Source organism: Streptomyces sp. YIM 121038 (assembly GCF_006088715.1).
Taxonomy (GTDB): domain Bacteria; phylum Actinomycetota; class Actinomycetes; order Streptomycetales; family Streptomycetaceae; genus Streptomyces.
In genome coordinates this window covers 5,124,336-5,143,133 of the sequence record NZ_CP030771.1, presented here as the reverse complement: position 1 = coordinate 5,143,133, position 18,798 = coordinate 5,124,336, and the positions used below count along the sequence as shown (strand labels likewise).

The window sequence follows — 18,798 nt, the reverse complement described above, 5'->3', positions numbered from 1 at the left end:
TCAGACGCCGATGTCGTCGCCGTCCGCGCGCCACACCGACACGACGGCCGGGCGCACGATCTTGCCGGGGCCGTCGGGCCAGACGCTCGCGGGCTTCTCGACGGACGCGCCGTCGACCTCGCCCGGGTGCTGCACGGCGACGAGCACGCGCCGCTCCTGCACGAGCGGGCCGCAGGTCTCCGCGCCGGTCGGCATCGTCAGGAACTGCTTCAGCTCACCGCGCCGCTCGCCCTTCGTGGCCACGCCGAACAGGCCGTCGTGGGAGCCGAGCTGGTTGCCGTCGGTGGAGATCCACAGGTTGCCGTGCGGGTCGAAGGCCACGTTGTCGGGGCAGGAGATGGGACTGACCTTGTCCTTGGGGAAGCCCGCGAAGTACGTGGCCGGGTCGTTCGGGTCGCCCGCGACGAGGAAGAGGTTCCAGGCGAAGCGCGTGGACTCCGGGCGGTCACGGGACTCCGTCAGTTCGAGCACCTGCCCGTGCTTGTTGAGGTTGCGCGGGTTGGCCTCGTCGGCGGCGGCCTTGCCGGGCTTGCCGCGGTCGGAGTTGTTCGTCAGGGCGACGTACACCTTGCCGGTCGTCGGGGACGGCTCGATGTCCTCGGGGCGGTCCATCTTCGTGGCGCCCACCTTGTCGCCCGCGAGCCGCGTGAAGACGTACACCTCGTCGGCGGTCATGCCCTCGACGTGCGAGACGGCCTTGCCGCCCGCGTAGGCGGTGGCCAGCGGGATCCACTGGCCGCTGCCGTCGAACTCGCCGTCGGCCGGGAGCTTGCCCGTGCCGTCGATCTCCGTCGCCGGGGAGTCGCCCGTGAACTTGGCGACGTACAGCGTGCCCTCGTCGAGCAGCGTGAGGTTGTGCTCGCGCGCCCAGCGCGAGTCCCCCTTCGCCATCCGCTTGCTGCTCACGAACTTGTACACGTAGTCGAACCGCTCGTCGTCGCCCATGTAGACCACCGGGCGGCCGTCGCGGGTCAGGCGGGGCTGGGCGCCCTCGTGCTTGAAGCGGCCGAGCGCGGTGCGCTTGCGCGGCACGGAGTCCGGGTCGTACGGGTCGAGCTCGACGACCCAGCCGAAGCGGTGCGGCTCGTTCGGCTCCTTGGTCAGGTCGAAGCGGTCGTCGAACCGCTCCCACTTGCGCTCGGACTCGCCCCCGACGACGCCGTAGCGCTTCAGGCGCGCGGCCTGGGTGGGGTCGGTGACCTGGTCCGCGTGCGCGAAGTACTGGTTGAAGTTCTCCTCGCCGTGCAGCGTGGTGCCCCACGGGGTGGTGCCGCCGGAGCAGTTGTTGAGCGTGCCGAGGACGGTGGTGCCGCGCGGGTCGGCCTTCGTCCGGACGAACTCGCTGTGGGCGGCGGGGCCGGAGAGGTGGAACTTGCTGGTGGTGGTCAGGCGCCGGTTGAGGCGGTGGCGGGGCACGGCGCGCAGGGCGCCGGTCTTCCGCTCGCCGTCGACCACGACCACGGACAGGCCGTGCGCGGCCCAGGCGATCTCGACCTGCTCGCGGGTCGGGTTCTTGGCGTCGTAGCCCTTGAACATCAGGACCTCGTCCGTGTACTCGTGGTTGGCCACGAGCACCTGACGGCCGTGCTCCTCGCTCTCGCCGCGCAGCGGCAGCAGGCTGAGGAAGTCGTTGTTGTAGCCGAACTGGCCGGCCTGGGCCTTCGCGGACTGCTTGTCCGCGTCGAAGGCGGGGGCGCCGCGCAGGATGGGCTCGCCCCAGCGGATCACGACGTTCTGGCGGTAGCCCGCGGGGACGGTGACCTGGTCGGCCGTGTTCGGCGCGACGGGCGTGAACCGCAGGCCGCGGGCCGCCTTCTTCCCTCTCGGTTTGTACGCCGCCGGGGCCGCGCCCTCGGCCGCCGCGGCCTCGCCCGCGCCGGGGCCGAGGGCGACGCCGCCCGCCGCGGTGGCGGCCACGGTCACCACGGCCGCCGCGCGCATCACCGAGCGTCGGCTCAGGGCACCGGCTATGACGTCGCCGACGTACTCGTTGTCGCTGGTGTTCGGCACCGGGTGGAAGCAGGCGTCGCCGCAGCGGAACCGGCACGTCATGGCCGAGCGGCCGCCGGTGCCGCCCGGGTGTGAGGTGATCAGGGGCAGCAGCTTGCGCACGGGTTCCTCCAGGGTGGCTGAAATGGGCTGCGACGTGGCTGTTTTCACTCGGTTCACAGCGGTCCGGCTGGAGGCTAGGGGCGGCTGCCAGCAGCACGGGGGACTGCGGGTGAACGGAGCGTGAACCGCGCCTGGCCCCTGGGGTGGGGCGGGGGCCCCGTGTGGCCGGGGAGGCGGCGGATACCCTTACGTGTCCCTTGTGGCCAGGGGGCCTGTCGGGGACCCACTCACGCTGAACTCACATTTAGGGGTGCGCATATGGGCATTCTGGATCGTCTGCGGAGCGCCTTCCGGCGCCCCCGAACCAATCCAACGCCCCCCTCCCCCCGGGCCGAACCCGAGCCCCCCTCCCCCGAGGCGGAGTCCCCCGCTCCGCGGGCCGAGTCCCCCGCCCCTGCCGGGCTCCAGGCCCCGCCCCGGGAGGAGCCCGCCGACCGGGCCCCGGCCGTCCCGGCCCAGGCGTCCCCGGCGGACGACCTCGTGGCGGCGGCCTTCGACAACGTCACGGTCCGCCGCTCCGCGGCGGAAGCCCCCGCCCACCCGCCCACCCATGACGGGGAACTCCCCAGCAAGGCCCCCACGGAGCTCGCTCCCCTGGAAGCGGCCGAAGAACCGCCCCCCACCGCTGTGGGCAATCGTCCCGCAGGGCGGGACGGGTGGGCACAGCCTGAGGTGCCGAGCAACCGTGCAGCAGAGCCCGCCCCCACGGTGCCCGCCCCCGCGGAGGCGCCCCGGGCGGAGGAGCCCCAGGCCATAGAGACCCCGGCGGAGGACCAGCCCAAGGCCGAAGCCCCGGCCGAAGAGGAGGCCCCGGCCCAGGCCGCCCCCGAGGCAGACGCCCCGGCCGAGGAGCAGCCTGAGGCGGAAGCCCCCGCCGAGCAGGAGCCCGAGGCGCAGGCCCCGGCCGAGGAGCAGCCCGAGGCGGAAGCCTCGGAGGGAGCTTCGGCCGAGGAGGAAGGACCGGCCCCGGCGGACGCCCCGGCCCACGCGGACGCCGCCGCCAAGCCCGCGCTCAGCCTGGCCAGGCTCAAGGCGCGGGCGCCAAGGCTCGCCCCGGCGTACAAGGCGGCCGGCACGGCCCTGCGCAAGCGGGGCCTGACGGGCACCCGCGCCCGGGTCTACCTCGTCCTGGACCGCTCCGGCTCCATGCGCCCGTACTACAAGGACGGCTCCGCCCAGGCCCTCGCCGACCAGACCCTCGCCCTGGCCGCCCACCTCGACCCCACCGCCACCGTCCACGTCGTCTTCTTCTCGACGGACGTCGACGGCACCGGCACCCTCACCCCGGCCGACCACGAGAACCGCGTCGACGAGCTGCACGCGGCCTGCGGCCGCATGGGCCGCACCAGCTACCACCGCGCCGTCGAGGAGGTCGTGGCCCACTACGAGAAGTCCGGGGACGAGGGCCCCGCCCTCGTGGTCTTCCAGACGGACGGCGCCCCGGACACCAAGGGCCCCGCGACCCAGGCCCTGGCGGACGCCGCCCGGCACCCGCTGTTCTTCTCCTTCGTCGCCTTCGGGGAAGAGGACAACAAGGCCTTCGACTACCTGCGCCGCCTCAAGGCGGACAACGCCGCCCGCTTCCTCGCGGGCCCCGCCCCCAAGGAGCTCACCGACAAGCAGTTCTACGACGGCCTCCTGGCCACCTGGAGCCCCCGGCCGTGAGGTGAGTCGATCTTCGTCGGACCGTTAGGATTTCGACCATGGCGGCCACTGGATCCGAGAAGCAGGGGGCGGACGAGAGCGCGAAGGCGTTCTACGTCTCGACCCCCATCTACTACGTAAACGACGCTCCTCACCTGGGCCACGCCTACACGACCGTCGCAGGCGACGTGCTCACGCGCTGGCACCGGCAGCGCGGCGAGAAGGTGTGGTACCTCACCGGCACGGACGAGCACGGTCAGAAGATCATGCGCACGGCCGAGGCGAACGGCGTGACGCCCCAGGAGTGGTGCGACAAGCTCGTCGAGGAGGCCTGGCGCCCCCTCTGGGAGCACCTGGAGATCGCGAACGACGACTTCATCCGCACGACGGAGAAGCGGCACACCGACCGGGTGCAGGAGTTCGTCCAGGACCTCTACGACAAGGGCGAGATCTACAAGGGCGGCTACGAGGGCCCGTACTGCGTCGGCTGTGAGGAGTACAAGCTCCCGGGCGAGCTCCTCGACGGCGAGGGCGCGTACGAGGGCCAGAAGCTCTGCCCGATCCACAAGAAGCCGGTGGAGCTCCTCAGCGAGGAGAACTACTTCTTCAAGCTGAGCGAGTACGGCGACAAGCTCCTGGAGCACTACGCCGCGAACCCGGGCTTCATCCAGCCCGAGTCGGCGCGCAACGAGGTCGTGAACTTCGTCAAGCAGGGCCTTCAGGACCTGTCGATCTCGCGCTCCACCTTCGACTGGGGCGTGAAGGTGCCGTGGGACGACAAGCACGTGATCTACGTGTGGGTCGACGCGCTGCTCAACTACGCCACGGCCGTGGGGTACAACGAGAACCCGGCGAAGTTCGACGGCACCTTCCCCGCGAACGTGCACCTCGTCGGTAAGGACATCCTCCGCTTCCACGCGGTCATCTGGCCCGCGATGCTGATGGCCCAGGGCCTCCCGCTGCCCGGCAAGGTCGCCGCGAACGGCTGGCTGATGGTCGGCGGCGAGAAGATGTCGAAGTCGAACCTGACCGGCATCAAGCCGCAGGACCTGACCTCGCACTTCGGCGTCGACGCCTACCGCTGGTACTTCCTGCGCGCCATCGCCTTCGGCCAGGACGGCTCCTTCTCCTGGGAGGACTTCACCGCCCGCTACACCAGCGAGCTGGCCAACGACTACGGCAACCTCGCCTCGCGCGTGGCCGCCATGGTCGGCAAGTACTTCGGCGGAGCGCTGCCCGCGGCCGCCGCGGACGGCCCGGCGGAGGCCGCGGTGCACGAGGGCCTCGCGAAGGCCGTCGCCACGGCGGACGCGAAGATCGGCGACGACCTCGACTTCCAGGGCGGCATCCTCGCCGTCTTCGACTTCGTGAAGCAGGTCAACGGCTACATCACGGAGCAGGAGCCGTGGAAGGTGGCCAAGGACGAGAGCGAGCAGGGCAAGGCCCGCCTCGCGACCATCCTGTACACGGCCGCCGAGTCCCTGCGCGCGGTCGCCGTGCTCCTCAACTCCGTCATGCCGGACACCTCCCAGAAGCTCTGGGACTCCCTCGGCGCCGAGGCGTCCCTGGGCGCGCTCGCGGACCAGAAGGTCCAGGGCGCGGGCGCGTGGGGGCAGCTCCCCGCGGGCTCCACGGTGACGAAGGGCGCGGTGCTCTTCCCGCGCCTGGAGGAGCCGAAGAAGGCCTAGCCGGACACGCGGCACAGCTCGGAGGAAGGGCCCGGAACCATGTGTTCCGGGCCCTTCCCGCGTCTCCGCGCGCCTTCCGTACGAGGTGGCGTCAGCCCTCGTACGTCCGGACGAGCCGCGCCAGTTGGCGTCCGGCCGCCCGCAGGGGCTCCTCGCTGCGGTTGACCTGCGCCGTCACCTCGGCGCCCTCCAGGGTGCTGATGACGGTGGTGGCCACCTCGCGCGCGTCGGCCTCCGTGAAGCCGCAGGCCAGGAGCTTCTCGGCGACGATGTTCTCCCAGCTGCGCAGCGCCTCGCCGCACACCCGCTGGATCTCCGAATCCGTGCCGAGGGTCTCCAGGGCGGCGGCCGTGATCGGGCAGCCGTCGGTCCAGCCCGACGCGCGCAGTTCGACGGCCAGCCGCACGGCGCAGGCCTCGATCGCGGCGGCCGGGTCGCCCTCGGGGGTGAGCGCGTCCTGGAGCAGCCGGCCGAACTCCCTCTCCCCGTGCTTGATCGCGGCCACCGCGACGGCTTCCTTGCCGCCCGGGAAGAAGTGGTAGACGGAGCCGAGCGTGGCCTGCGCCTCCTTGGCGATCTGTTTGATGCCGGTGCCGACGTAGCCCTGCCGCTGGATGAGCTGCGCGGCGACCACGACGATCCGCTCGCGCGTGCTGGGGGGCGCGCTGTACATGCTCATCCCGCCACCTTACCCATCCTCTGAGTAGAGCGTTCGTTCTAGTGCTGTGCTACGTTACTCCTGGCTCTGGATAGAGCGTTCGTTCTAGAGGTACTCAACAGAGAAGTCAGGAGACAGCCATGTCACAGTCCGTAACTGTTCTGGGGCTCGGTCCGATGGGGCAGGCCATGGCGGGCGCGTTCCTCGACCGGGGCTACGAGGTGACGGTGTGGAACAGGACCCCCTCGCGCGCCGCCGCGCTCGCCGAGCGGGGCGCCCGCGTCGCCGCCACCGCCGAGGAGGCCCTGCGCGCCAACGACCTGGTGGTGCTCAGCCTGATCGACTACGACGCGATGTACACCGCGCTCCGGGGCGCCGAGGCCGCGGTCGCGGGCCGGGTCCTGGTGAACCTCAGCTCGGACGTCCCCGAGAAGGCCCGCGCCGCGGCCCGCTGGGTGACGGAGCTCGGCGGCACCCATCTGACCGGCGGCGTCCTGTCCCCGCCGCCCACCATCGGCAGCCCGGACATGTCCACCTTCTACAGCGGCCCGCGCGAGGCCTACGACACGCACCGCGCGGCCCTGGAGGTCATCACCGGCAAGACCGACTACCGCGGCGAGGACCCGGGCCTCGCGGCCCTGATGTACCAGCTCAACATGGTCGTCTTCTGGCCCGCGATGCTCGCCTACTGGCAGGCCGTCGCCCTCGCCGGGGCGCACGGCATCTCGGCCTCGGAGATGGCTCCGTACGTGGCCGGCAACTACGAGGGCATGCGGCAGTTCGTCGACTTCTACGCGCCCCGCATCGACGCGGGCAACCACGCGGGCGACGTGGACCGCATCTCGATGGGCGTGGCGAGCATGGAGCACGTCGTCCACACCAACGCGGACGCGGGCGTGGACACGGCGTTCCCGCAGGTCGTCCTGGACGCCTTCCGCCGGGGCGCGGACGCCGGGCACGGCGCCGACAGCTTCAGCAAGCTGGTGGACCTCATGAAGAGGCCCGCCTGACCGCCGGGACCGTGCGGGCCGCGCGCCGCGGCCCGCACGAGTGGCTTGATCTCTACCCCGCCAATGAGCTGTTGATCACTTCGTGACCGGACTCACTCCCTCTTCACGCCCACGCACGTACGCTTCACAGCATGGCCACGAATCCCGCTTCCGACCCGCGGCGCCCTCAGCGCACCGCGGACGAGGTGAACGAGGAGATCCGTGCGCTGTGGCTGCGCTGCGGCGGGCGGTTGAGCACCGACCAGCGACGCGAGTATCAGCGCCTGGTGACCGAGTGGGCGACGGCGGAAGCCGCGGACCAGCAGGACCTCCCGACCAGAGCGGCGTAGGCGTCAGCCGCTGGGCACGACGCAGTCGCGCGGCTGGACCCGCCCGCCCGGCCACCCGAGCCCCACGAACCTCAGCTTGCGCGTGCGGGGGTCGAGTTCGACCACCGCCACGGGCTTGTCGTAGGGGTTGCCCGCGTTGGTCAGACACACCCACCCACTGGTTCCGGCCACCCGGTGCGCGGACTCCAGGCGTGACCACTGGGCGGCGACCCGCTCGCGGGGCGGCACCGACCCCGCCGAGCGGGCGTTGGCGAGGAAGACGGCCTGCGCGATCGTGCGCACGCCGTCGTGCACGCAGGCCAGCAGCCGGCCCTTGCCCATGCCGGGTCCGCCGGTGAGGAACACCACCGGCAGGTCGGGCCCGTACAGGAGCGGGCGGTTGCGGCCCCTGGCCGTCTTGCCGAGCAGCCGGGCGAGAAGGCCGTCGTCGTCCAGCAGCTTGCCGAATCCCAGATCGTCGGGCACCGGTCCCCCGAAGCGTCACGATTCCGTCCCGCGCCCCGTAGCGTGACGGATCGTCAGGGTAAGCGCAGGACAGGGGTGTTGAGGAGACCCCGCCGGGTCACGATTGGCCGTCAGGCTCCGGTGAGCGCCGGGTTCGGAGTGAGGATGCGGCGCAGGATCGCCTCGACCTCGGCCCGGGTCGGCGGGGTCTGCGAGGCGAGGGAGCGCAGGCTGATCCCCATGAGCGCGGCTCCCGCGGCGGCGGCGGTGTCCGGGTCGGTGTAGTGGGCCAGGGCGCGCAGGATGTGCCCCTGGTGCTCCTCGGCGATGTGGCGCAGCGCGGGCCGCCGCAGGGCGGCGAGGTACAGCTCCAGGTCCACCACCTGCTGGGCCCGCTCGGGCCCGGCGAGCGGCGGCAGGACCGCGTCGGCGAGCAGCACGGCGTGCTGCTCGGGCGTGAGCTGGGGCCGGCGCGCGACCCACTCGTCGAGGTACGCGGCGAACCGGTCCACGGACCGGCGCAGGGCCGCCGCGATCAGGTCGTCCTTCGTGGCGAAGTGGTACGTCGTCGCGCCGAGCGGCACCCCCGCCTCGGCGGCGACGGCCCGGTGCGTGAGCCCCTCGACACCGCGCTCGGCGATGACGCGCTCGGTGGCGGCGGCGATCTCCGCGACACGCCGCGCGGGATCACGCCGACGGGGCTCGGGGGCGGCCATGTCTGCTCCTCGACGACGCGCACAACAGTACGTTCGTACTGTAACGCCCGGCACCCGAGAACGAGACGCGAGGCAATCCAGCCCCTCCGGCACCCGAGAACGAGACGCGAGGCAATCCAGCCCGTCCGGCGTTTGAGGACGAGGCGCGAAGCGCCGACGAAGGGGGAAAGGGGCGAAGCCCCAGACGAAAGGGGTCCGGGGCCAGCTGGCCCCGGACCCCCACCGCAGAGCCGGAGGCTTACTTCTCGCCCTGCTCACCCTTGGCGGGAGCCTTACGCAGAGCGATGTTCAGCTCCTTGAGCCGCGCCTCCTCCAGCACCGTGGGCGCGCCCATCATCAGGTCCTGGGCGTTGCCGTTGAGCGGGAAGGCGATGGTCTCGCGGATGTTCGGCTCGTCCGCGAGGAGCATCACGATGCGGTCGACGCCCGGGGCGATGCCGCCGTGCGGCGGGGCGCCGAGGCGGAAGGCCTTCAGCATGCCCTTGAACTCGTGCTCGACGGTCTCCGCGTCGTAACCCGCGATCTCGAAGGCCTTCAGCATGACCTCGGGCTCGTGGTTGCGGATGGCGCCGGAGGACAGCTCGATGCCGTTGCAGACGATGTCGTACTGCCAGGCGAGGATGTCGAGCGGGTCCTTCTCCTCCAGGTCCTTCATGCCGCCCTGGGGCATCGAGAAGGGGTTGTGGGAGAAGTCGATCTTGCCGGTCTCCTCGTCCTTCTCGTACATCGGGAAGTCGACGATCCAGCAGAAGCGGAAGACGTTCTCCTCGAAGTGGCCCGCGCGCTTGGCGGCCTCGACGCGGACCGCGCCCATGATCTTGGAGACCTCGTCGAACTCGCCCGCGCCGAAGAACACGGCGTGACCGGCCTCCAGGCCGAGGCGCTTGGTCAGCTCCGCCACGTTCGCCTCGGTGAGGAACTTGGCGATCGGGCCCGCGAAGGCCCCGTCCTCGCCGACGCGGATCCAGGCCAGGCCCTTGGCGCCGTGCTCGACGGCGTACTCACCGAGGCCGTCGAAGAACTTGCGGGACTGCCCGGCCGTGTCCGGCACCGGCAGCGCGCGCACGTGCTTGCCCGCGAAGGCCTTGAACTCCGAGCCCTCGAAGACGTCGGTGATGTCGACCAGTTCGAGCTTGGCGCGCAGGTCCGGCTTGTCGTTGCCGTACTTCAGCATCGACTCGCGGAACGGGATGCGCGGGAACGGCGAGGTGACCTCGCGGCCGCCGCCGAACTCCGTGAAGAGCTCGGTCATGAGCTTCTCGATGGGCTGGAAGACGTCTTCCTGCTCCACGAAGCTCATCTCGACGTCGAGCTGGTAGAACTCGCCCGGCGAGCGGTCCGCGCGCGCGTCCTCGTCGCGGAAGCACGGCGCGATCTGGAAGTAGCGGTCGAAGCCGGAGATCATCAGCAGCTGCTTGAACTGCTGCGGCGCCTGCGGCAGGGCGTAGAACTTGCCCGGGTTCAGCCGGGAGGGGACCACGAAGTCGCGCGCGCCCTCGGGGGAGGTCGCGGTGAGGATCGGCGTCGCCATCTCGTTGAAGCCGAGGGCCACCATCTTGTGGCGGATCGCGGCGATGACGGCCGAGCGCAGCATGATGTTGCGGTGCATGCGCTCGCGGCGCAGGTCCAGGAAGCGGTACTCCAGACGCCGCTCCTCGTTGACCCCGTCCTCCGCGTTGATCGTGAAGGGCAGCGGGGCCGCGGCGCCGAGCACCTCGACGTCGGCGGCCTCGATCTCGATCTCGCCGGTGGGCAGCTCCGGGTTCACGTTGTCCGCGCCGCGGGAGACGACCTTGCCGTCGACGCGGACGACCGTCTCCTTGGAGAGCTTGTCCAGGGCCTCGGCGGCGGCCGTGCCGGGACGGGCGACGAGCTGCGTGATGCCGTAGTGGTCGCGCAGATCGATGAAGAGGATGCCGCCCAGGTCGCGCCGATTGTGCAGCCAGCCGCTCAGCCGGACGTCCGTGCCGACGTCGGAGGCGCGGAGCTCACCGCACGTGTGGGACCTGTACCGATGCATCGTCGTTCATCCAGTCTTTCGAGATCGGGGGACACTAGCTGGCAAGGCTACCGTTTGTGAGCGCCCCGTAGGGGCGCGGGGAACTGCGCGCCCAGCCGCGGCAAGCCCGCAGCCGCGAAATCGAGCGAAGCGGTACGGCGGGGGCGCAACCCCGCCGGCGATGCCGCGCCCGGCACTCGGTGGCGGCTGGTCCGTACCTCTTCCTACAGTGAAGCAATGCGCACCAATGAGCCCCGCGAGCAGAGGGGTGACGCCTCCCTGCCGCCCGGCCAGGGCGCACTGCCCCCTGTGGAGGACGTACTCGCCGCGATCGCCACCGGCCTGTGGCGCTGGGACAACGCGAGCGGCACCGTCACGCTCGACGCGGAGGCCGCCCGGCTGCTCGGGCTCGCGCCGCGCGCCCAGACCACCACCGAGGTCGGCGTGCGCTCCCGCTTCCACCCGGTCGACTGGAACGAGATCCACGGCATCGTGCAGCTCGCCGTCGCCGAGGGCACCCTCGCCGAGGCCCGGCTGCGGATCATGGACGAGCAGGGCCGGCACGTCCTGCGCACGGTCCGCAGCCGCACCAAGCCGGTGGTCCACGACTCCTCGTCGACCGCGTACGAGCTCATCGGCACCCTCCAGGAGGTCACCGAGCCGGGGCCCGGCGCCGCCGCCCGCGCGCCCGTCACCGGCGACTGGCGCCGCTCCCGCGAGGCCTTCCTGCTCGACGCGGGGCGCGCGCTCGCGGAGGCGCGGTCCACGGAGGAGGTCCTGCGGGTCGCCGCGGGCCTGTCCATGCCCGGGTTCTCCCCGGACGGCCTCGCCGTCTTCGGCTCCACCGGCGACCGGCTCACCGTCGTCGGCCACCACGGACACCACGGCTACGGGGACGACGATCCGCTCGCCGCCATGCCCCTGGACACCGACTACCCGGCCGCCGAGGTGCTGCGCACCGGCCGCGCCGTCTATCTGTCGTCGCCGCAGGAGTACCGCCGCCGCTATCCGACGACGTGGCCCCTCGCGTCCCGCTTCAAGCGGCAGTCCTGGGCGTTCCTGCCGCTGACCGTGGCGGGCCGCACGATGGGCGCCTGGATGGCCGCGTTCACGTACCCCGTCTCGTTCACGCCCGACGAGCGCTCCGTCCTGACGACCGTCGCCCGGATGCTGGCGCAGGCCCTGTCGCGGGCCGGGGTCGCCGAGTCCGAGCGGGAGCTGACCGAGGGCCTCCAGCGGTCCATGATGCCGACGCTCGGCCCCGAGATCCCCGGCATGAGCGTCGCCGCGCGCTACGTACCGACCGGCGGCGGCCTCCAGGTCGGCGGCGACTGGTACGACATGATCCCGCTGCCCAGCGGGCGCATCGCCTTCGTCATCGGCGACGTACAGGGCCACGACGTCCGGGCGGCGGGCCTGATGGGGCAGCTCCGCATCGCCCTGCGCGCGTACGCCTCGGAGGGCCACCGCCCGGACGCGGTCCTCTCCCGCGCCACCCGCTTCCTGTCCGGCATCACGGACGGCATCACCTACGGGTCCACGGACTCCCGGGACGACCCCGACCACGCGGCCACGGACCCGCGCTTCGCGACGTGCCTCTACGTAGAGGCCGATCCGGCGACCGGCCTCCTGGAGATCGCCCGCGCGGGCCACCCCGAACCCGTCGTCCGCATGTCCGACGGAACGGTTCTGCAGCGGCCCATCGCGGGCGGCCTGCCCCTCGGCATCGACCCGGACGCGGACTACCCCACGACCCGGCTCGTCCTCGACACCGGCGAGACGATGCTGATCTGCACCGACGGCCTGATAGAGACCGGCGGCCACGACCTGGAGACCGGCTGGACGCGGATCCGGCGCGTCCTGGAGAACTACGACGGGTTCTCCGAGTACGCGGAGCCCGCGGGCCCGGAGTACGAGACCCGGTCCCGCCCCGCCGGGGCGGACGACGACCTGGAGACCCTCGCCGACACCCTCGTCCAGGCGGTGCACGGCCCCTCCTCGCACCACACCACGGGGCCGCTCGCCGACCGCCGCGAGGACGACATCGCCCTCCTGCTGCTGCGCCGCACCGGGCGCCCCGAGGAGCGCGTCCGCATCCGCCGCACGATGCTGACCATCGCGCAGGCCGAGCCGGAGCGCGTCGCGGGCGCGCGGGGGCACCTGCGGGACCTGCTGCACGACTGGGCGGACACCGACCAGGTCGACTCCGCCGTCCTGCTGATCTCCGAGATGATCACCAACGTCCTGGTGCACACCGACGGCGACGCCCTCCTCGTCGCCGAGGTCACCGGCGAGAACGGCACGCGCAGGCTGCGCGCGGAGGTCACCGACAGCAGTGACGACCTGCCGCACAAGCGCCACCCCGGCGAACTCGCCTCCTCCGGGCGCGGTCTCGTCCTCATGGACCTGCTCGCCCACCGGTGGGGCGTGGACCCGCGCGGGGAGGGCAAGAGCATCTGGTTCGAGCTCTACGAAGGCTCGGCCTCGGCCGAAGGGGACGCCGGGGAGGGCCCCGCGGACGCCTTCTCCGCGTAGCGGACCCGCAACTCGCTGACCACCCCGAAGGCCGCGGCCGTCAGCGGCACGGCGAGCAGCATGCCGATGATCCCGGCGACGGACGCGCCCGCGGTGATCGCGAGCATCACCACCGCCGGGTGCATCTGCACGGTCCTGCTCTGGATCATCGGCTGGAGCACGTGCCCCTCCAGGACCTGCACCGCGAGCACCACGCCGAGCGCCCACAGGGCGATGACGAGGCCGCGGTCGGCGAGCGCCACGAGGATGGCGATGGCCCCGGAGAGGAACGCCCCCAGGTAGGGGATGTAGGCCCCGACGAACACCAGGGCGCCGAGCCCCCACGCCCCCGGAACGCGCAGGATCAGCAGCCCGACGGTGATGCACACCGCGTCGATGAGCGCGATGAACGTCGTGCCGCGCATGAACCCCTCGACGGCCGTGAAGGCCCGCCGCGCCATCGCCTCCACGGTGTCCCCGGAGTGCGCGGGCACCAGGGACCGCAGCGTGCTCGCCGCCTTGTGGGAGTCCCGCAGGAAGAAGAACACGAGCAGCAGCGCGAGGACCGCGGTCGCGATCATCTCGCCGACCACGCTCAGGCCGCTGACCACGCCCGAGGCCGCCGTGCCGCCGAACTTGCCGAGGAGGTCCTTGGAGTTGGACGCCAGGTCGTCCAGGGAGGTCCCGGCCGCGCCGAAGTGCTTCGACAGGTCGTGCGCGGCGTTCTTGAGGGAGTCCACGATCTGGCCGCCGGTGTCGATCAGGGCCTTCACGACGATGTACGTCGCCCCGCCGACGACCGCGAGCACGGCCGCGCACGTCAGTCCGGCCGCGAGCGACCGCTGCACCCGCATCCGCACCAGGCGCCGGTACAGCGGCCCGAGCAGCGCGGTCCCGAGCAGCGCGAGCAGTACGGGGGTGACGGCGGTCTTGAAGACGACGCACAGCCAGACCCCGACGGCGGCGACACCCGTGACGAGCAGCGCCACCACGCACCAGGCGGCCAGCCGCCGCACCACCTCAGGCAGAAGCGAAGACACCCTGCCACCCGAACACGCCCCCCGGCACCCCGCACCCGGAACGAAGCGCCCGAGTGGCCACCCTCCCGCTCCGCGCAGTGGGCAGCCGGTCCGCCCCGCTGTGCGCAGCTGATCCGCTCACCCCCTCCCCCCTCCCCGCTGTGGGCAGCTGGTCCGCCCAGAGGGCGGAACGGGTGGGCACAGCCCACAGCGGGGAGCAACCGTCCAACAGGGCCCGGCCCCGGGCAGAGGGGCACCGCCCCGCACAGGGAAGGCCCCCGCCCAGGCAGAAGGCGCCCGCCCCGCGCAGGGGGGCAGGCGCCCGGCCGGAGGAGGTCACATGCCGTGGACCGCGGGCACGGACCCCAGCCTCCCCTTCTGGAAGTCCTCGAACGCCTGCTGCAGCTCCTCGCGGGTGTTCATCACGAACGGCCCGTAGTGCGCCATCGGCTCCCGAATCGGCTGCCCGCCCAGCAGGACGACCTCCAGATCCGGCGTGTGGGAGTCCTGCCGCTCGTCCGCCCGGACGGTGAGGGAACCCCCCGCCCCGAAGACGGCGGTCTGCCCCACCTGGACGGGCCTCCGCTCCGCACCCACCGACCCGCGCCCGGCCAGCACGTACGCGAGCCCGTTGAAGTCCTCCCGCCAGGGCAGCGTGACCTCGGCCCCCGGCCGCACCGTCGCGTGGACCATGGTGATCGGGGTGTGCGTGATGCCGGGCCCCTCGTGCCCGTCGAGCCCACCGGCGATGACCCGCAGCAGCGCCCCGCCGTCCGGCGAGGTCAGCAGCCGCACCTGGCCCCCGCGGATGTCCTGGTAGCGGGGGTCCATCATCTTGTCCTTGGCGGGCAGGTTCACCCACAGCTGGAGCCCGTGGAAGAGGCCGCCGGACATGACGAGCGACTCCGGCGGCGCCTCGATGTGGAGCAGGCCGGAGCCGGCCGTCATCCACTGGGTGTCACCGTTCTTGATGGTGCCGCCGCCACCGTTGGAGTCCTGGTGCACGAACGTGCCGTCGATCAGGTACGTCACGGTCTCGAAGCCGCGGTGCGGGTGCCAGGGCGTGCCCTTGGGCTCTCCGGCCGCGTACTCCACCTCGCCCATCTGGTCCATCATGATGAACGGGTCGAGGTACTTGTAGTTGATCCCGGCGAAGGCCCGGCGCACCGGGAACCCTTCGCCCTCGAAGCCGCTCGGCGCGGTCTTCACGGCGAGCACGGGCCGCGCCGTGGTGTCGGCGGGCACGGTCACGCGGGGCAGGGTCAGCGGGTTCTCAACGGTCACTGCAGGCATGGTTCGGACCTCCTCTTGCGCTCAGGTTAGTTGAACGTAGAACTTTCTGCCACCTGGAACGCGGCACGGCCCGACGGCATTCCCGCCGCCCGCCCCGCCACACACCCCCCTGACCGAAACGCGCCCCCCGGCGCCCCCGTCACCCCTCCGCACCCGGGAGCGCACCCACCCCGCACCAGTCCCGCACCCGCCACCACAAGATCGCCACATATCCCACATATAGAGATAACGACTTCTCGGGACGCGCCAAAAGAAGAGCAACCCATTGACAACGTGAGCCGCAGACCGATTCACTCACCACGCAACAACAGGAGCACATTTCCCGGCACCCTTTGGGCGCCCGCGAATTGCTGCTCCTAAACCACTGTTTCCGCGTACTCAAAACGCAGGGAGGGAGGGTTTTACATGGCTAAGATCATCAAGGCCCTGAAGGCCGCCACGAAGAAGAACGAGCCGAGCCTGAAGCAGTCCGCCTGGTACATCTGGTACTGAGCGCCCTGCTGACCCGGGTCCGGACCGCCCGGCACGTCCGGTACTGACCTTCGGGCCCACGGGCCCGCGCACGGCACAGGAGCCGGTTTCCTTCCGTTCCGCCGCGCGCGGGCCCCTCATTCCGGAGACCTCCGTATGTCATCCACCGAGCACAGCCAGAATCAGCGGAGCAAAAAGGCGGAGAGCGCAACCGACGCCACCGTAAAGAATTCAGAAAGCGCAGCGGTGCGTGGAACCGGCGGCCCGGGAAATCCATCCGCCCGCACTCGGACGCATCCGCGGAATCGCCGCACCACGGTTTTCGCGCCCCGGCTTCAGGCGCTCCTCGACGAGCACACCGGCAAGGATCTCGTACGGCTGGAACCCGACACGATCGGCATCGCGGGCGCGGAGCTCTCGGACCGCGTCCTGGCCGCGCGCCGGGCGACCGAGACCGAGCGCCCCACCTTCAAGCCCCTGCACGGCCGCTCGATCTCCAAGGCCGAGGCCGCGTCGGTGATGCGGACCGTCGGCCGGGACGTCCGCGCCGCCCTGGACGGCCCCGACCCGCTCCCCGCGGACACGGACCTGTCCGGGCCGTGGCCGATCACCGGGCACCGGTTCCTGCGCGACCTGGTCCTGCGCGACGACCCCTGGCGCCTGCGCGTCCTGATGTCCCGCCTCCTGGAGATCGACACCAAGGTCACCTGGACGACGATCGTGACCGGCGCGGCCCTGCCCCGCCGCCCCCGGCCCGGCCCGCACCTGACCCAGCTGGCGAACCTCGTCGCCGAGGCGGAGACCTACCAGGACCGGCGCTACGCCATGGGCATGTACCGTCGCGCCGCCGCCCCGGTCTGCTTCACCGTCTCCACCCTCGTCGCCAACGCCCTGTGGCTCGGCTCCCCCTTCGACGACTCCGCGTCCGACCGCGCCGTCCTGTACGAGGCGATGCGCCTACTGCCCCCGTCGTGGAACCTGCTGCGCAACCGGTCGCCCGAGTACCCGGCCGTCGACGACCGGATAGGCCCCGGCGACGACATCCTGATGCTGCCGCTGCTCACCCACCGCGACCCCGCCCTCTGGGACGCCCCGGACGAGTTCCGGCCCGAGCGCTGGGACGCCCTCGACCCCGACGACACCCCCGGCTACCTGCCGTTCGGCCACGTCAGCGAGCGCTGCTGGGGCCGCCATCTGGTCATGCCGCTCGCCGAGCTGCTCCTCGGCCACATCCGCAGGACCGGCCTGATCGTCGCCCCCGGCCAACGCACCGCGGAGGTACCGCTCCTCGGCCTGCTCGGCGTACGGACCGTCCACGTGGGCCACCGCGACAAGGTCCGCCGGACCTGACGGGCGGCCGGGTCCCTGACGGGCGGCCCCTACAGGCACGGGTCCTGACGGGCGGTCAGCCGTACATGCGGCGCATCGCGAAGTCCACCATCTGCTCGACGGCCTTCGCGTCGAACACCATGCGGTGCTCGCCCTCCATGTCCAGGACGAAGCCGTAGCCGGTCGGCAGCAGGTCGATCACCTCGGCGCCGGTGATGACGAAGTACTTGGAGTCCTTGCCCGCGTAGCGGCGCAGCTCCTTGAGCGACGTGAACATCGGGATGACCGGCTGCTGGGTGTTGTGCAGCGCGAGGAAGCCCGGGTTGTCGCCGCGCGGGCAGTACACCTTCGAGGTCGCGAAGATCTGCTGGAAGTCCTCGGCGGACATCGAGCCCGTGGTGAACGCGCGCACCGCGTCCGCGAGGGACGGCGGCGACGGCTCGGGATACAGCGGGGGCTGCTGGCCGTAACCACCGGGCATCTGCGCGTGCTGCGGCTGCTGCGGCGGGGCGTACCCCTGGCCGACACCGGCGTGTTGGTCGTAGCCGTACATGCCCCCCAGCCTACCGAGAGCGGCGTGGCGGGCCGCCGGAATATTTATCTAGCGACCGCTAGACAATGGCGCGACGACTCGGCTACGGTTTCTGTAGTGGCGGCTACAGATAGTCGTGGCCGCCGGAACCGAAGGGGGACTCCCATGCCCGCACACCCGCAGACGCCGACCTCAGCGACGGATTCGCCGGCCCCGACCGCACCCGCGCCCGGCGCGACGTTCGCCCGCACGGCCGCGGGCACGGGCCCCGGCGTACTGCTCGCCCACGGCGCGGGCGGCTCGACAGCGGCCAACTACGGCCCGGTTCTCGACGCGTTGACGCCGACGCACCGCGTCGTGGGCGTCGACTACCCGGGCACGGGAGCCACCCCCCGGTCGCAGACCCCGCTGGCCCTGGACGCCCTCGCGGACGAGCTGGTCGCGGCGGCCGACGCCGAGGGCCTGGAGAGCTTCGCCCTGGTGGGCTATTCGCTGGGCACGGCCGTGGCGCTGCGGGCGGCGACGCGCCACCCGGAGCGGGTGACGGCCCTGGTCCTGACGGCCCCCTTCGCCCGCCCGGACACCCGTACGCGACTGACGGCCGAGGTCTGGCGCGGCCTCGCCGCGTCCGGTGACCGGGACACCCTGGCCCGGTTCCTGCTGCCGCTCGCGCTGAGCCCGGCGGCCCTCGCGTCCCTGTCCGCCGCCGACACGGAGGCGACCGTGCGGGGCACGGCGGAGTCGATCCCGGAGGGCTCGGCCGACCATGTGGACCTGGTGGCCAGGGTCGACGTGCGGGCCGACCTGGCGCGGATCGCGGTGCCGACGCTGGCGATCATCACGACCGAGGACCAGCTGATCCCGCCCGCGCTCCAGCGCGAGGCGGCGGCCGGCATCGCGGGCGCCCGGACGGCGGACCTCGCGACGGGCCACCTGCCCTTCGCCGAGCAGCCCGCCCAGTGGCAGCGGCTGATATCCGACTTCCTGGACGGCCAGCCCGCACACCGGGGCGGGAGGAAGTAGACCCAGCTCACACTTGG

General features: G+C 71.9%; 14 protein-coding genes and 1 pseudogene. 7 read left to right on the top strand and 8 right to left on the bottom strand.

Annotated elements, in window-relative coordinates:
• Entirely contained in the window at window positions 1–2,112 is a 2,112-nt protein-coding gene (locus C9F11_RS21895) for a PhoX family phosphatase (protein ID WP_138960873.1), read from the bottom strand.
• A 258-nt stretch (window positions 2,113–2,370) separates the two neighbouring features.
• Here C9F11_RS21895 and C9F11_RS21890 point away from each other — a divergent pair, with 258 nt between their 5' ends.
• Complete coding sequence (locus tag C9F11_RS21890) at window positions 2,371–3,777, top strand: VWA domain-containing protein (protein WP_138960872.1); 1,407 nt, start codon at window positions 2,371–2,373, stop codon at window positions 3,775–3,777.
• Window positions 3,778–3,815: 38 nt separating this feature from the next.
• On the top strand, window positions 3,816–5,444 hold the full coding sequence (gene metG, locus C9F11_RS21885; protein WP_138960871.1) for a methionine--tRNA ligase: 1,629 nt from the start codon (window positions 3,816–3,818) through the stop codon (window positions 5,442–5,444).
• A gap of 91 nt (window positions 5,445–5,535) precedes the next feature.
• Here metG and C9F11_RS21880 read toward each other — a convergent pair whose 3' ends face one another.
• Window positions 5,536–6,123 (bottom strand): TetR/AcrR family transcriptional regulator, encoded by a 588-nt coding sequence (locus C9F11_RS21880; RefSeq protein ID WP_138960870.1) that lies wholly within the window; start codon window positions 6,121–6,123, stop codon window positions 5,536–5,538.
• A gap of 92 nt (window positions 6,124–6,215) precedes the next feature.
• Here C9F11_RS21880 and C9F11_RS21875 point away from each other — a divergent pair.
• Window positions 6,216–7,112 (top strand): annotated as a pseudogene (locus C9F11_RS21875) (NAD(P)-binding domain-containing protein); the annotation flags it as partial.
• Window positions 7,113–7,243: 131 nt separating this feature from the next.
• Complete coding sequence (locus tag C9F11_RS21870; RefSeq protein ID WP_138960868.1) at window positions 7,244–7,441, top strand: hypothetical protein; 198 nt, start codon at window positions 7,244–7,246, stop codon at window positions 7,439–7,441.
• A gap of 3 nt (window positions 7,442–7,444) precedes the next feature.
• Here C9F11_RS21870 and C9F11_RS48715 read toward each other — a convergent pair whose 3' ends face one another.
• From C9F11_RS48715 to aspS, 3 genes are all read right to left on the bottom strand, one after another.
• Window positions 7,445–7,906, bottom strand: coding sequence for a hypothetical protein (locus C9F11_RS48715; RefSeq protein ID WP_138960867.1), 462 nt, complete (start codon window positions 7,904–7,906; stop codon window positions 7,445–7,447).
• A gap of 110 nt (window positions 7,907–8,016) precedes the next feature.
• The gene (locus C9F11_RS21860) at window positions 8,017–8,601 is read right to left on the bottom strand and encodes a TetR family transcriptional regulator (protein ID WP_138960866.1); all 585 of its coding nucleotides are present in this window, start codon (window positions 8,599–8,601) and stop codon (window positions 8,017–8,019) included.
• Between the two features lie 238 nt (window positions 8,602–8,839).
• Window positions 8,840–10,621, bottom strand: a complete 1,782-nt coding sequence (gene aspS, locus C9F11_RS21855; RefSeq protein ID WP_138960865.1) for an aspartate--tRNA ligase — start codon at window positions 10,619–10,621, stop codon at window positions 8,840–8,842.
• Window positions 10,622–10,837: 216 nt separating this feature from the next.
• Between aspS and C9F11_RS21850 the strand changes: the two genes are divergently transcribed.
• Window positions 10,838–13,135, top strand: a complete 2,298-nt coding sequence (locus C9F11_RS21850) for a SpoIIE family protein phosphatase (RefSeq protein ID WP_138960864.1) — start codon at window positions 10,838–10,840, stop codon at window positions 13,133–13,135.
• On the opposite strand, the gene C9F11_RS21845 is transcribed toward C9F11_RS21850, so the two are convergent.
• Both C9F11_RS21845 and C9F11_RS21840 read right to left on the bottom strand, forming a co-directional pair.
• Window positions 13,069–14,154, bottom strand: coding sequence for an AI-2E family transporter (locus tag C9F11_RS21845; RefSeq protein ID WP_138960863.1), 1,086 nt, complete (start codon window positions 14,152–14,154; stop codon window positions 13,069–13,071). The genes C9F11_RS21850 and C9F11_RS21845 overlap by 67 nt on opposite strands.
• A gap of 315 nt (window positions 14,155–14,469) precedes the next feature.
• Window positions 14,470–15,426, bottom strand: a complete 957-nt coding sequence (locus C9F11_RS21840) for a pirin family protein (RefSeq protein ID WP_138960862.1) — start codon at window positions 15,424–15,426, stop codon at window positions 14,470–14,472.
• A gap of 717 nt (window positions 15,427–16,143) precedes the next feature.
• Between C9F11_RS21840 and C9F11_RS21835 the strand changes: the two genes are divergently transcribed.
• Window positions 16,144–17,247: a cytochrome P450 gene (locus tag C9F11_RS21835; RefSeq protein WP_249401829.1), complete on the top strand. Its 1,104-nt coding sequence runs from the start codon at window positions 16,144–16,146 to the stop codon at window positions 17,245–17,247.
• A gap of 55 nt (window positions 17,248–17,302) precedes the next feature.
• On the opposite strand, the gene C9F11_RS21830 is transcribed toward C9F11_RS21835, so the two are convergent.
• The gene (locus C9F11_RS21830; RefSeq protein ID WP_138960860.1) at window positions 17,303–17,779 is read right to left on the bottom strand and encodes an SseB family protein; all 477 of its coding nucleotides are present in this window, start codon (window positions 17,777–17,779) and stop codon (window positions 17,303–17,305) included.
• Between the two features lie 144 nt (window positions 17,780–17,923).
• Here C9F11_RS21830 and C9F11_RS21825 point away from each other — a divergent pair, with 144 nt between their 5' ends.
• Entirely contained in the window at window positions 17,924–18,781 is an 858-nt protein-coding gene (locus tag C9F11_RS21825; RefSeq protein ID WP_138960859.1) for an alpha/beta fold hydrolase, read from the top strand.
• Window positions 18,782–18,798 lie beyond the last annotated feature (17 nt).